At 57.1% G+C, this 12043-nt stretch carries 16 protein-coding genes; 14 read left to right on the forward strand and 2 right to left on the reverse strand.

What is annotated here, in order from left to right; all coding sequences use genetic code 11:
* Nucleotides 1-226: 226 nt before the first annotated feature.
* The 13 genes from rpsL (at nt 227) to rplP (ending at nt 9727) form a co-directional block, all read left to right on the forward strand.
* On the forward strand, nt 227-598 hold the full coding sequence (gene rpsL / locus AC0L4F_RS11410; protein ID WP_008883423.1) for a 30S ribosomal protein S12: 372 nt from the start codon (nt 227-229) through the stop codon (nt 596-598).
* A gap of 12 nt (nt 599-610) precedes the next feature.
* Complete coding sequence (gene rpsG / locus AC0L4F_RS11415; protein WP_244688497.1) at nt 611-1081, forward strand: 30S ribosomal protein S7; 471 nt, start codon at nt 611-613, stop codon at nt 1079-1081.
* A 20-nt stretch (nt 1082-1101) separates the two neighbouring features.
* Nucleotides 1102-3222: an elongation factor G gene (fusA, locus tag AC0L4F_RS11420; protein WP_244688499.1), complete on the forward strand. Its 2121-nt coding sequence runs from the start codon at nt 1102-1104 to the stop codon at nt 3220-3222.
* 93 nt (nt 3223-3315) lie between these two features.
* Entirely contained in the window at nt 3316-4491 is a 1176-nt protein-coding gene (gene tuf / locus AC0L4F_RS11425; protein ID WP_244688501.1) for an elongation factor Tu, read from the forward strand.
* Between the two features lie 282 nt (nt 4492-4773).
* A complete protein-coding gene (gene rpsJ, locus AC0L4F_RS11430; RefSeq protein ID WP_048532940.1) occupies nt 4774-5088 on the forward strand; it encodes a 30S ribosomal protein S10 in 315 nt (104 codons plus the stop codon).
* A gap of 16 nt (nt 5089-5104) precedes the next feature.
* Nucleotides 5105-5842, forward strand: a complete 738-nt coding sequence (gene rplC, locus AC0L4F_RS11435; RefSeq protein ID WP_244688926.1) for a 50S ribosomal protein L3 — start codon at nt 5105-5107, stop codon at nt 5840-5842.
* Nucleotides 5839-6456 carry a 50S ribosomal protein L4 gene (gene rplD / locus AC0L4F_RS11440; protein WP_244688503.1) on the forward strand — a complete coding sequence of 206 codons (618 nt, stop codon included), beginning with the start codon at nt 5839-5841 and terminating at the stop codon, nt 6454-6456. Before rplC ends, rplD begins: the two co-directional genes overlap by 4 nt.
* Nucleotides 6453-6749, forward strand: a complete 297-nt coding sequence (locus AC0L4F_RS11445; RefSeq protein ID WP_244688505.1) for a 50S ribosomal protein L23 — start codon at nt 6453-6455, stop codon at nt 6747-6749. Before rplD ends, AC0L4F_RS11445 begins: the two co-directional genes overlap by 4 nt.
* A gap of 335 nt (nt 6750-7084) precedes the next feature.
* Complete coding sequence (gene rplB / locus AC0L4F_RS11450) at nt 7085-7927, forward strand: 50S ribosomal protein L2 (RefSeq protein ID WP_244688507.1); 843 nt, start codon at nt 7085-7087, stop codon at nt 7925-7927.
* 3 nt (nt 7928-7930) lie between these two features.
* Complete coding sequence (gene rpsS / locus AC0L4F_RS11455; RefSeq protein ID WP_048532936.1) at nt 7931-8209, forward strand: 30S ribosomal protein S19; 279 nt, start codon at nt 7931-7933, stop codon at nt 8207-8209.
* Nucleotides 8210-8212: 3 nt separating this feature from the next.
* Nucleotides 8213-8593: a 50S ribosomal protein L22 gene (gene rplV / locus AC0L4F_RS11460; RefSeq protein ID WP_244688510.1), complete on the forward strand. Its 381-nt coding sequence runs from the start codon at nt 8213-8215 to the stop codon at nt 8591-8593.
* Nucleotides 8593-9300, forward strand: coding sequence for a 30S ribosomal protein S3 (rpsC, locus tag AC0L4F_RS11465; protein WP_244688512.1), 708 nt, complete (start codon nt 8593-8595; stop codon nt 9298-9300). Before rplV ends, rpsC begins: the two co-directional genes overlap by 1 nt.
* 13 nt (nt 9301-9313) lie before the next feature.
* On the forward strand, nt 9314-9727 hold the full coding sequence (gene rplP, locus AC0L4F_RS11470; RefSeq protein ID WP_244688514.1) for a 50S ribosomal protein L16: 414 nt from the start codon (nt 9314-9316) through the stop codon (nt 9725-9727).
* Between the two features lie 181 nt (nt 9728-9908).
* Here rplP and AC0L4F_RS11475 read toward each other — a convergent pair whose 3' ends face one another.
* The gene (locus AC0L4F_RS11475) at nt 9909-10799 is read right to left on the reverse strand and encodes a LysR family transcriptional regulator (protein ID WP_244688517.1); all 891 of its coding nucleotides are present in this window, start codon (nt 10797-10799) and stop codon (nt 9909-9911) included.
* 100 nt (nt 10800-10899) lie between these two features.
* On the opposite strand from AC0L4F_RS11475, the gene AC0L4F_RS11480 reads away from it, so the two are divergent.
* Nucleotides 10900-11397, forward strand: a complete 498-nt coding sequence (locus tag AC0L4F_RS11480; protein WP_244688519.1) for a lactoylglutathione lyase family protein — start codon at nt 10900-10902, stop codon at nt 11395-11397.
* A gap of 141 nt (nt 11398-11538) precedes the next feature.
* Here the strand turns inward: AC0L4F_RS11480 and AC0L4F_RS11485 are convergent, their stop codons facing one another.
* Nucleotides 11539-11982, reverse strand: coding sequence for a MaoC family dehydratase (locus tag AC0L4F_RS11485; RefSeq protein ID WP_244688522.1), 444 nt, complete (start codon nt 11980-11982; stop codon nt 11539-11541).
* Nucleotides 11983-12043 lie beyond the last annotated feature (61 nt).

Below are 12043 nucleotides of genomic sequence, written 5' to 3' on the forward strand. Positions count from 1 at the left end.
AATGGGCCTGTCCCGCCGTCGACATCATATTGAAGTGGTCAAGATCCGGGCACCTATAGCTCCGATCCTCTGATAACAAACCGCGTCGTAGACCTCGGAATGGCTGCGATCGCGGGTTTTGCGCTTGTGTACGCCTCTTACGGGGTTGGCAAGCGCCACGATCCTAAACCGCATGGGGTGCGCCTCGTGCACCTTGAATGAGAGCGAAACCGGGGAAGATACCTCTATGCCAACGATCCAACAGCTGATCCGCAAGCCGCGGCAGCCCAAAGTCAAACGGTCCAAGTCCCAGCACTTGGAACAATGCCCGCAGAAACGCGGCGTCTGCACACGCGTCTACACCACCACACCGAAAAAGCCGAACTCGGCGATGCGGAAAGTGGCCAAGGTGCGTCTGACCAACGGCTTCGAAGTCATCAGCTACATCCCCGGTGAAAGCCACAACCTCCAGGAGCACTCTGTTGTGCTGATCCGTGGCGGTCGTGTAAAAGACCTTCCCGGTGTGCGTTACCACATCCTGCGCGGTGTTCTGGATACCCAGGGCGTCAAAGATCGTAAGCAACGCCGTTCGAAGTACGGCGCGAAGCGTCCTAAGTAAGGGGAACAGGATATGTCACGTCGTCACGCCGCTGAAAAACGCGAAGTCCTGCCCGACGCCAAATATGGTGACCGGGTTCTGACAAAATTCATGAACAACCTGATGATCGACGGCAAAAAGTCGGTCGCAGAAAAAATCGTCTATAATGCGCTTGATCGTATTGAAGGCAAGGTAAAGCGCGCGCCGGTGGAATTGTTCCACGAAGCGCTCGACAACATCAAACCGTCGGTCGAAGTACGTTCGCGTCGGGTTGGTGGTGCAACCTACCAGGTTCCCGTTGAAGTGCGCCCCGAGCGCCGTGAAGCGCTTGCCATCCGTTGGTTGATCAACGCCTCGCGCTCGCGCAACGAAAACACGATGGAAGAACGCCTCGCCGGCGAGCTTTTGGACGCTGTTAATTCCCGTGGTTCTGCTGTTAAGAAGCGCGAAGACACCCACAAGATGGCCGACGCGAACAAAGCGTTCAGCCATTACCGCTGGTAATTCTTTAGAGGCTAATACCCATGGCACGCGAATATCCGCTCGATCGTTATCGTAACTTCGGCATCATGGCCCACATCGACGCAGGTAAAACCACCTGCTCGGAACGGATTCTGTTCTATACTGGCAAATCCCACAACATCGGTGAGGTGCACGATGGTGCGGCTACGATGGACTGGATGGAGCAGGAGCAGGAACGCGGGATCACCATTACCTCGGCTGCGACCACCACATTCTGGGAACGCACCGAGGACGGCGCTACGGCAAACTCCGAAAAGCACCGGATGAACATCATCGACACCCCCGGCCACGTTGACTTCACCATTGAAGTTGAACGTTCGCTGGCGGTTCTCGATGGGGCCATCTGTGTGCTTGACGCCAACGCTGGCGTCGAACCCCAGACCGAAACCGTGTGGCGTCAGGCTGACCGCTACAAGGTTCCGCGGATGGTGTTCGTCAACAAAATGGACAAAATCGGCGCAGACTTCTTCAACTGCGTTGAAATGATCGAAGACCGCACCGGCGCCAAAGCCGTGCCGGTTGGGATTCCGATCGGTGCCGAAACCGAGCTGGAAGGCCTGATTGATCTGGTCACCATGGAAGAATGGCTGTGGCAGGGTGAAGACCTTGGCGCCAGCTGGATCAAAGCACCGATTCGCGACAGCCTGAAAGACATGGCTGACGAATGGCGCGGCAAAATGATCGAAGCGGCCGTCGAAATGGACGACGACGCGATGGAAAACTACCTGATGGACGGCGCAGAGCCGGACGTCAAAACCCTGCGCGCCCTGCTGCGCAAGGGGACTTTGGCGCTGGCATTCGTGCCGGTTCTGGGTGGTTCGGCCTTCAAAAACAAAGGTGTTCAGCCGCTGTTGAACGCTGTGATCGACTATCTGCCCAGCCCGCTGGACGTTGTTGATTACATGGGCTTCAAACCCGGCGACGAAGAAGAAGTCCGCAACATCCCGCGTCGTGCCGACGACAACATGGCCTTCTCGGGCCTGGCGTTCAAAATCATGAACGACCCGTTTGTTGGCTCGCTGACCTTTGTGCGTGTGTATTCCGGTACACTCTCCAAGGGCGATTCGATGCTGAACTCGACCAAGGGCAACAACGAACGTGTTGGCCGGATGATGATGATGCACTCGAACAACCGTGATGAAATCAGCGAAGCTTTCGCTGGCGACATCATCGCGCTTGGCGGTCTGAAGAACACCACAACCGGTGACACCCTGTGTGACAAATCCGATCCGGTGGTTCTGGAAACGATGACCTTCCCCGATCCTGTGATCGAGATTGCCGTCGAACCCAAAACCAAGGGCGACCAAGAGAAGATGTCGACCGGCCTTGCGCGTCTGGCGGCAGAAGATCCGTCGTTCCGCGTCGAAACCGACATCGAATCCGGTCAGACCATCATGAAGGGCATGGGCGAACTTCACCTCGATATTCTGGTGGATCGTCTCAAGCGTGAATTCAAGGTTGAGGCCAACATCGGTGCGCCGCAGGTGGCATATCGTGAAACCATCGGTCACGAAGTCGAACATACCTACACCCACAAGAAACAATCGGGTGGTTCGGGTCAGTTCGCCGAGGTGAAAATGGTCATCACACCAACAGAGCCGGGCGAAGGCTATTCCTTCGAATCGAAAATTGTTGGTGGTGCCGTTCCCAAGGAATACATCCCCGGTGTTGAAAAAGGCATCAAATCGGTCATGGACAGCGGTCCGCTTGCGGGCTTCCCTGTGATCGACTTCAAAGTTGCCTTGATCGACGGTAAGTTCCACGACGTTGACTTGAGCGTTCTGGCCTTTGAAATCGCAGCTCGTATGGGCATGCGTGAAGGTATGCGGAAAGCTGGCGCCAAACTGCTGGAACCGATCATGAAGGTCGAAGTTGTGACACCCGAGGATTACACCGGTGGCATCATCGGCGATTTGACCTCGCGTCGTGGCCAGGTGACCGGCCAGGAACCGCGCGGCAACGCTGTTGCGATCAACGCAATGGTGCCTCTGGCGAACATGTTCGGCTACATCAACACCCTGCGGTCCATGTCCTCGGGCCGGGCGCAGTTTACGATGCAGTTTGACCATTACGATCCTGTGCCGCAGAACATCTCGGACGAGATCCAGTCGAAGTACGCATAATAGCCGGGTGGCGGGGTTAGCTCCGCCCTACCCACCACCGTAGGGTGGGGCGCGTCCCCACCATCCGACCAGAAGACAAAAGGAGCCACTACCATGGCAAAGGAAAAGTTTGAGCGTTCCAAACCGCATTGCAACATCGGCACGATTGGCCATGTTGACCACGGCAAGACAACGCTGACCGCGGCGATCACCAAGCAATTTGGTGACTTCAAAGCCTATGACGAAATCGACGGCGCGCCGGAAGAGAAAGCCCGCGGGATCACCATTTCCACCGCGCACGTGGAATATGAAACCGAAGCGCGCCACTATGCGCACGTCGACTGCCCCGGCCACGCTGACTATGTGAAAAACATGATCACCGGTGCGGCGCAGATGGACGGCGCGATCCTGGTGGTGAACGCTGCTGACGGCCCGATGCCGCAAACGCGTGAGCACATTCTGCTGGGCCGCCAGGTTGGCATCCCCTCGATGGTGGTTTTCCTCAACAAAGTTGACCAGGTTGACGACGAGGAACTGCTGGAACTGGTGGAAATGGAAGTTCGTGAACTTCTGAGCGAATACGGCTACCCGGGCGACGACATTCCGATCATCGCCGGTTCGGCTCTGGCCGCTCTGGAAGGTCGCGACGCCAACATCGGTGAAGAGAAAATCGCCGAGCTGATGGCCGCTGTTGACGAATACATCCCCCAGCCTGCACGCGCTGTGGACCAGCCGTTCCTGATGCCGATCGAAGACGTGTTCTCGATCTCGGGTCGGGGTACTGTTGTGACCGGTCGTGTGGAACGTGGCGTTGTCAACGTTGGCGACGAACTGGAAATCATCGGCATCCGCGACACCAAGAAAACCACCTGTACCGGTGTGGAAATGTTCCGCAAGCTGCTGGATCGCGGTGAAGCGGGCGACAACATCGGCGCCCTGCTGCGCGGTATCGACCGTGAAGGCGTTGAGCGTGGTCAGGTTCTGTGTAAGCCGGGTTCGGTCAAGCCGCACACCAAGTTCGAGGCAGAAGCCTATATTCTGACCAAAGACGAAGGTGGCCGTCACACGCCGTTCTTTGCCAACTACCGTCCGCAGTTCTACTTCCGCACCACCGATGTGACCGGAACCGTGAACCTGCCGGAAGGCACAGAAATGGTTATGCCCGGCGACAACCTGAAGTTCGAAGTCGAACTGATCGCGCCGATCGCCATGGAAGAAAGCCTGCGCTTCGCCATCCGCGAAGGCGGCCGCACCGTGGGTTCCGGCGTTGTGTCCAAAATCATCGAGTGATCGTGATCCGGTCCCGGGCCTGACCCGGGACCTCATAATCAAGCCAAGGGCCAGTCAAACGACTGGCCCTTTGTCTTTGCGCATTCTTTGTTGGAGCTCGGGCAATTTAGTTCCGATATCCGCAAGCTGCGGGTTGCCACCACTGGCCCAAGCCCGTATACGCGCGCAACGGCCATCGTGCCGTCAAAGGCGGGGTGATTCCCCGCCTTTTAGGTTCGAAGAAGGTTGCCGATGGTCGTCAGTCTTCCTCTCAACCGAAACGCCAATGAAGGCTCATGACCAATGCAAAGCCAAAACATTCGCATTCGGCTCAAGGCGTTTGACTATCGTGTACTGGACGCCAGCACACAAGAGATCGTCAACACTGCCAAGCGGACCGGCGCCAACGTGCGCGGACCTATCCCGCTGCCGAACAAGATCGAGAAATTCACCGTTCTGCGTGGCCCCCACGTGAACAAGAAGTCGCGCGACCAGTTCGAAATCCGGACACACAAGCGCCTTCTCGACATCGTTGATCCGACCCCCCAGACCGTGGACGCGCTGATGAAGCTCGACCTGGCCGCTGGTGTGGACGTCGAAATCAAATTGCAAGCGTAAGGAGGGCATGAACATGATGCGCTCTGGTATCATTGCAAAAAAAGTCGGGATGACCCGCGTCTTCATGGAAGACGGCAAACAGATCCCCGTGACCGTCCTGCAATTGGACAGTCTTCAGGTTGTGGCAACACGCACCGCGGAAGAGCACGGCTATAGCGCCGTTCAGCTCGGCGCCGGTACAGCCAAAACCAGCCGTACATCGCAAGCGATGCGCGGTCACTTCGCCAAGGCCAATGTTGCGCCCAAGCGCAAAGTGGCAGAGTTCCGGGTGTCCGAAGACAACCTGATCGAAGTGGGTGCGGAAATTGCCGCCACACACTTCCTCGAAGGCCAAAAGGTCGACGTGTCCGGCACATCCATCGGTAAAGGTTTCGCCGGTGCCATGAAGCGGCACAACTTCGGCGGCCTGCGCGCCACGCACGGTGTTTCGATCTCGCACCGTTCGCATGGTTCGACCGGTCAGTGTCAGGATCCGGGCAAGGTTTTCAAAGGCAAGAAAATGGCCGGTCACATGGGCGCTGTCCGTGTTACCACCCAGAACCTTGAAGTTGTGAAAACCGATGCCGATCGTGGCTTGATCATGATCAAAGGCGCTGTTCCCGGCTCCAAAGGTGGTTGGGTCACAGTCAAAGACGCGGTCAAGAAAAAGCTGCCCGATGGCGTGCCGTTCCCGGCGGGTCTGAAGGTTGCCGAAGCAGCAGCCGCTGCCGAAGCACCGGCGGTCGAAGCACCTGCCGAAGGGGGTGAAGCATGAAACTTGATGTGATCAATCTCGACGGCGGCGTTGCCGGTTCGGTCGATCTGGATGATGCGCTGTTCGGTCTCGAGCCGCGCGCCGACATCCTGCACCGTGTTGTCCGTTGGCAGCGTAACAACGCACAGGCCGGCACCCACAAGGTGAAGACCCGTTCGGAAACCAGCTATTCGACCAAGAAGATCTATCGCCAAAAGGGCACCGGCGGCGCACGCCACGGTGACCGTAACGCGCCGATCTTCCGCAAGGGTGGTATCTACAAAGGTCCAACCCCGCGGTCGCATGGCCACGATCTGCCGAAAAAGGTCCGCAAGCTGGGCCTGATGCACGCGCTGTCGGCGAAAGCCAAAGCCGGGCAACTGGTTGTGATCGAAAACGCCGCGTCCGAAGGCAAAACCAGCGCATTGGCCAAACAGGTCCGTGAACTGGGCTGGAAGCGCGCGCTGATCATCGACGGTGCCGAAGTCAATGCCGGTTTCGCACAAGCTGCGGCCAACATTGAAGGTCTCGACATCCTGCCATCGATGGGTGCAAACGTGTATGACATCCTCAAGCGTGACACCCTGGTGCTCACCAAAGCGGCTGTCGAAGCTCTGGAGGCTCGTTTGAAATGAGTGCGAAAGCAGAACATTACGACGTGATCCGCAAGCCGATCATCACCGAGAAAACCACAATGGCGTCCGAAAACGGTGCCGTGGTATTCGAAGTGGCGATCGACGCCGCCAAACCCCAGATCAAAGAGGCTGTTGAAGCTCTGTTTGGTGTGAAGGTCAAAGCGGTGAACACATCGATCACCAAAGGCAAAGTCAAACGCTTCAAAGGCCAACTGGGCAAGCGTAAAGACGTGAAAAAAGCCTATGTGATGCTCGAAGAGGGCAACACAATCGACGTGACAACCGGTCTGTAAGCGCCTGTTGCCCACGTTGGGATTTTGGACCCCGGCTACGAAAGTGGCCGGGGTCTTTTCGTTTCTTGCAGTGCCGGATACACGTCCCTCAATTGAAGGGGGCGTTGAATGGCGTCCCGGCAAACTTCCAGTGGTCGCGCCACTTGACCCCACCCCCTTCATCCCCTATCAGACCCCATCCGCACCGCCCCAGATTCGTCTGGGGCGTCTGCGTTATTGCCGCAAGGCAATTCGAACCGGGCACCTACGGGGGCCTATAACTTGGGCACCTACGGGGGCCTTCAAACATAGCGGGGCACGAAACGCCCTGCATTGCTAAACGGAAGACAGAAAGCATGGCACTCAAGTCGTATAAGCCGACGACGCCGGGCCAGCGCGGGCTGGTGCTGATCGACCGTTCGGAGCTGTACAAAGGACGCCCCGTCAAAGCCCTCACCGAGGGTTTGACGAAGTCGGGCGGCCGGAACAACACCGGACGTATTACATCGCGCCGCCGTGGTGGTGGGGCGAAACGTCTCTACCGGATCGTGGACTTCAAACGCAACAAACTCGACGTCGAAGCCGTCGTGATGCGGATTGAATATGACCCGAACCGGACCGCATTCATTGCATTGGTGCAATACCTTGATGGCGATCAGACCTATATCCTGGCGCCGCAGCGTTTGGCCATTGGTGACAAGATCGTCGCAGCCCAAAAGGCCGACATCAAGCCGGGCAACGCGATGCCGTTCTCGGGCATGCCAATCGGTACAATCGTTCACAACATCGAGCTGAAGCCAGGCAAAGGCGGCCAGATCGCACGTGCCGCGGGCACCTATGCCCAGTTTGTTGGTCGTGATGGTGGCTACGCTCAGATCCGTCTGTCTTCGGGCGAACTGCGTCTGGTCCGTCAGGAATGCATGGCCACCGTTGGTGCTGTGTCGAACCCCGACAACTCGAACCAGAACTACGGTAAAGCCGGCCGCATGCGTCACAAGGGCATCCGCCCAAGTGTTCGTGGTGTCGTGATGAACCCGATCGACCACCCCCATGGTGGTGGTGAAGGCCGGACCTCGGGTGGTCGTCACCCGGTCACGCCTTGGGGCAAACCGACCAAAGGTGCGCGCACCCGTAATAAGAACAAGGCGTCGCAGAAGCTTATCCTGCGCTCGCGTCACGCCAAGAAGAAGGGTCGCTAATATATGTCGCGCTCTGTTTGGAAAGGCCCCTTTGTCGATGCTTATGTGCTGAAAAAAGCCGAAGCGTCGCGCGAATCCGGGCGTAACGAAGTTATCAAAATCTGGTCGCGCCGCTCGACGATCCTGCCCCAATTCGTGGGTCTGACGTTTGGCGTGTACAACGGCCAGAAACATATCCCTGTCAACGTCAGCGAAGACATGATTGGTCAGAAGTTCGGTGAATATTCGCCGACCCGTACCTATTATGGCCATGCCGCCGACAAAAAAGCGAAGCGGAAATAAGTCATGGGCAAGGAAAAGAACCCCCGCCGCGTGGCAGACAACGAAGCAATGGCAAAACTGCGCATGCTCCGGACGTCCCCGCAGAAACTGAACCTCGTCGCTGGTCTGATCCGCGGCAAGAAGGTTGAAAAAGCGCTGACCGATCTGGCGTTCTCGAAGAAGCGGATTGCTCTGGATGTACGCAAGTGCCTGCAGTCGGCAATTGCCAACGCCGAGAACAACCACGGTCTTGACGTGGATGAGCTGATCGTGGCCGAAGCCTATGTTGGCAAGAACCTGATCATGAAACGCGGTCGTCCGCGCGCCCGTGGCCGGTTCGGCAAGATTCACAAGCCGTTCTCGGAAATCACCATCAAGGTGCGTCAGATCGAGGAGCAAGCCTAATGGGTAACAAAACCAATCCGATCGGTATGCGCCTTCAGGTCAACCGCACCTGGGACAGCCGCTGGTACGCCGATACCAAGGATTATGGCGATCTTCTGATGGAAGACATCGCCATCCGCGACTTCATTCATGAAGAGTGCAAGCAGGCGGGTATTTCCCGCGTGATCATCGAACGTCCGCACAAGAAGTGCCGCGTCACGGTGCACACTGCGCGTCCTGGCGTGATTATTGGCAAGAAAGGCGCAGACATCGAAACCCTGCGCAAGAAAATCGCCAACATGACCTCCAGCGAATTGCACCTCAACATCGTTGAAGTGCGCAAGCCCGAGCTGGATGCCCGCCTGGTTGGCGAAAGCATCGCACAACAGCTTGAGCGTCGTGTATCCTTCCGTCGCGCCATGAAGCGCGCGGTGCAGAACGCCATGCGCATGGGTGCCTTGGGTATCCGGGTTAACGTCGCGGGCCGCCTTGGCGGTGCCGAGATCGCCCGGACCGAATGGTACCGCGAAGGTCGCGTGCCGCTTCACACTCTGCGTGCCGATATCGATCATGCACATGTCGAAGCGACCACCGCTTATGGCATCATCGGGATCAAGGTCTGGATCTTCAAAGGCGAGATCATGGAACACGACCCCCAAGCGCGTGACCGCAAGGCACAGGAACTCCAGGACGGTCCGGCCCCACGTGGTGCCGGTGGCCGTCGCTAAGGGAGCGTAACCAATGCTACAACCCAAACGCACTAAATTCCGCAAGATGTTCAAGGGCCGGATTTCCGGCGAGGCAAAAGGCGGTAGCGATCTGAACTTTGGCACCTATGGCCTCAAGGCGCTTCAGCCTGAGCGTGTGACTGCACGCCAGATCGAAGCGGCTCGTCGTGCCATGACGCGTCACATGAAACGTCAGGGCCGTGTCTGGATCCGCATTTTCCCGGACACTCCCGTAACCTCCAAACCCACCGAAGTTCGGATGGGTAAAGGTAAAGGTTCGGTGGATTTCTGGGCGGCCAAGGTCAAACCCGGCCGTGTGATGTTCGAACTGGACGGCGTGACCGAAGCCGTGGCGAAAGAGGCCCTGCGCCTTGCCGCGATGAAGTTGCCGATCAAAACCCGGATTGTGGTCCGCGAGGACTGGTAATTCCTGGGGTGAAAGCCCCGCCTGAAAAAAGAAACCCCTGCCGAGAGATCGGTGGGGGTTTTTGTTGTTCGACCCTTTACGAATTCCCGCCATGATGTTGGCTTGGCGCGGCCTGGTTTCGCCGCCAAAGCGGTGACCTGGGTGTCCCGCCGACGGTAGGCATCGGCAGGCAGGGATGAGTTCACCCTGCGGCTTGCGTTGCCCGGTCTATTGTCGCCTTGATTGCGGAAATGCGGGCGAATTGGGATCGCCCCTTGCGGGCAATGGTCCACAGATCGTGAAACCGTCTTTCGTGAAGGGCATAAATTGATAGAGCTTCAGGATGTGGAAATGCGTCCACACCGGATTTGGGCAAGATCGTATATCCAATGCCCTTGGCCACCGGGATCGGGATCTGGCCAATTTGGTTTACAAAGGTTCGGATCTTTAGGTGCTCTGCGCCTTGGTATTCATCTGGAAAGTTTTTTTGCAGCAATTCATTGGCATAGGCAAAACCATCCGGGTGGGCAACAAAGCCAAGGATGTTCAGGCGCTGTAAGGTGAGACCATCGGTCGGAAAACCTGCGGGCAGGACCAGACATAATTCTTCTTTGGTGAGCAAGGATGTTTCAAGTTGGGGGTGATCCATCCGTTCCGTGACGATGCCCAAATCAAGATCGCCGTCGAGAACCCCGTTCACGATACCGGCCTGCGGTGTTGCGTTCAAATGGATGACAAGGTCCGGGGCCTGTTGCATACGCTCCAGCAGATGGGGGTAGAGCCACAGCGCGAAGCTACCCGAGCACCCGATACGGACGGTGCCAACATCTGGTTCGTCCACCTGAACGATCTCTTTCAGGGCCTGCTCTTGCGTGCGTCTGGCCTTGCCAACAGCAAAAACAGCTTCCCCCGCGGGCGAAAGGGTAAAGGTTTTGCCGTCTCTGACAATCAGCGGCTTCCCAATCTGGTCTTCCAGTTTGCGCAAATGTTGCGATACGCCGGGTTGCGTCATGCCCAGCTGATCAGCCGTTCGTGTAAAATGTCCGACCTGGCATAGGGTCGTAAAGGTTTCCAGCCATGTGGCATTGAGCACAGATCATTCCATGGTGTTATCAATATCATGAAATATCATAATTTCAGGTTTGGTGTTGGTCCAGTTAAACCGGTGACAATAACCGGAAAAGGATTACGTTATGCACCCGACACCACGCACATTTTCACACATCGGGCTATCTGTTCCCGATCTGGACAAAGCCATCAAATTCTACGGTGATGTCCTTGGGTTCTATGTCATCATGGAACCAACAGAGATTATCGAAGACGGCAGCGACATTGGGCAGATGTGCACCGATGTGTTTGGTGCCGGGTGGGGGCGTATCAGGATCGCGCATCTTGCGACCGCCGACCGCGTCGGGTTCGAATTGTTTGAATTCGAAGGACACCATGCGCCGGAGGAAAATCTTAAGTTTCGCCAGCATGGGACGTTCCATTTCGCGATCCAGGACCCCAATCTTGAAGACCTTCTTGCGAAAATTGTTGCGGCTGGTGGGAAGCAACGCATGCCCGTACGCGAATACTTTCCCGACGAGAAACCCTATCGGATGGTCTATGTCGAAGATCCGTTCGGCATCGTGTTCGAGCTATACAGCCATAGCTACGAGCTGACGTATTCGGCGGGGGCGTATTCCTGAATGAAAATGCCGATTGGGGTCTTTATCGGCAACCGTGTCAGGTCGTCAGCGACCAAGCGGTGCGCTGGACTTCGGGTGCAAGCACGGGCCAAATTGGATATGCGGCCAAACCGGATATGTGGCCCAATGTCTCAACCATCCTCAGTCGAACTTCCGTGACGGGGCCAGCACCTTGGCTTCACCGATCAACACCTTTTTGCCGTCGACGGCACAATGACACTCCAGCGTCACCCGGCGTTTGGCGTGGTCGATCCCGATCACCTTGACCTCGGCATAGACCACGTCGTCGGGGCGCACGGGGGCGAGAAACTTTAGGGTTTGGCCCATATAGACCGTGCCATGGCCCGGTAATTGTTCGCCGATCACCGCTGAAATCAGCCCGGCGGTCAACATGCCGTGGGCAATGCGCCCCTCAAAGATCGTGTCCTGGGCATAGTCGTCGTCCAAATGCACCGGATTGCGGTCTGTCGACACCTCGGCGAACAATTCGATGTCGCGGTCCGTCACCTGTTTGCGCAGGTGACGGGTCATCCCCATTTCGATGTCTTCGATACAGATCGTGCCGCGGGGCATATTGTCCAGCATGGGGGGCTCCATTTTGTCGCCTTCGGGTAATTTTTGCGCGCCCATGTCGGGCATTTCGCAA

The sequence above is a fragment of the Marinovum sp. J2-8 genome, assembly GCF_055808435.1.

Excerpts from the sequence above, each read along its gene's own strand:
- fusA (WP_244688499.1), top strand. The coding sequence starts at position 1,102 with ATGGCACGCGAATATCCGCTCGATCGTTATCGTAACTTCGGCATCATG.
- rpsC (WP_244688512.1), top strand. The coding sequence starts at position 8,593 with ATGGGTAACAAAACCAATCCGATCGGTATGCGCCTTCAGGTCAACCGC.
- rplP (WP_244688514.1), top strand. The coding sequence starts at position 9,314 with ATGCTACAACCCAAACGCACTAAATTCCGCAAGATGTTCAAGGGCCGG.
- AC0L4F_RS11480 (WP_244688519.1), top strand. The coding sequence starts at position 10,900 with ATGCACCCGACACCACGCACATTTTCACACATCGGGCTATCTGTTCCC.
- rplV (WP_244688510.1), top strand. The coding sequence starts at position 8,213 with ATGGGCAAGGAAAAGAACCCCCGCCGCGTGGCAGACAACGAAGCAATG.
- rplC (WP_244688926.1), top strand. The coding sequence starts at position 5,105 with ATGCGCTCTGGTATCATTGCAAAAAAAGTCGGGATGACCCGCGTCTTC.
- rpsS (WP_048532936.1), top strand. The coding sequence starts at position 7,931 with ATGTCGCGCTCTGTTTGGAAAGGCCCCTTTGTCGATGCTTATGTGCTG.
- rpsL (WP_008883423.1), top strand. The coding sequence starts at position 227 with ATGCCAACGATCCAACAGCTGATCCGCAAGCCGCGGCAGCCCAAAGTC.
- rpsG (WP_244688497.1), top strand. The coding sequence starts at position 611 with ATGTCACGTCGTCACGCCGCTGAAAAACGCGAAGTCCTGCCCGACGCC.
- rpsJ (WP_048532940.1), top strand. The coding sequence starts at position 4,774 with ATGCAAAGCCAAAACATTCGCATTCGGCTCAAGGCGTTTGACTATCGT.
- AC0L4F_RS11445 (WP_244688505.1), top strand. The coding sequence starts at position 6,453 with ATGAGTGCGAAAGCAGAACATTACGACGTGATCCGCAAGCCGATCATC.
- rplD (WP_244688503.1), top strand. The coding sequence starts at position 5,839 with ATGAAACTTGATGTGATCAATCTCGACGGCGGCGTTGCCGGTTCGGTC.
- tuf (WP_244688501.1), top strand. The coding sequence starts at position 3,316 with ATGGCAAAGGAAAAGTTTGAGCGTTCCAAACCGCATTGCAACATCGGC.
- AC0L4F_RS11485 (WP_244688522.1), bottom strand. The coding sequence starts at position 11,982 with ATGCTGGACAATATGCCCCGCGGCACGATCTGTATCGAAGACATCGAA.
- rplB (WP_244688507.1), top strand. The coding sequence starts at position 7,085 with ATGGCACTCAAGTCGTATAAGCCGACGACGCCGGGCCAGCGCGGGCTG.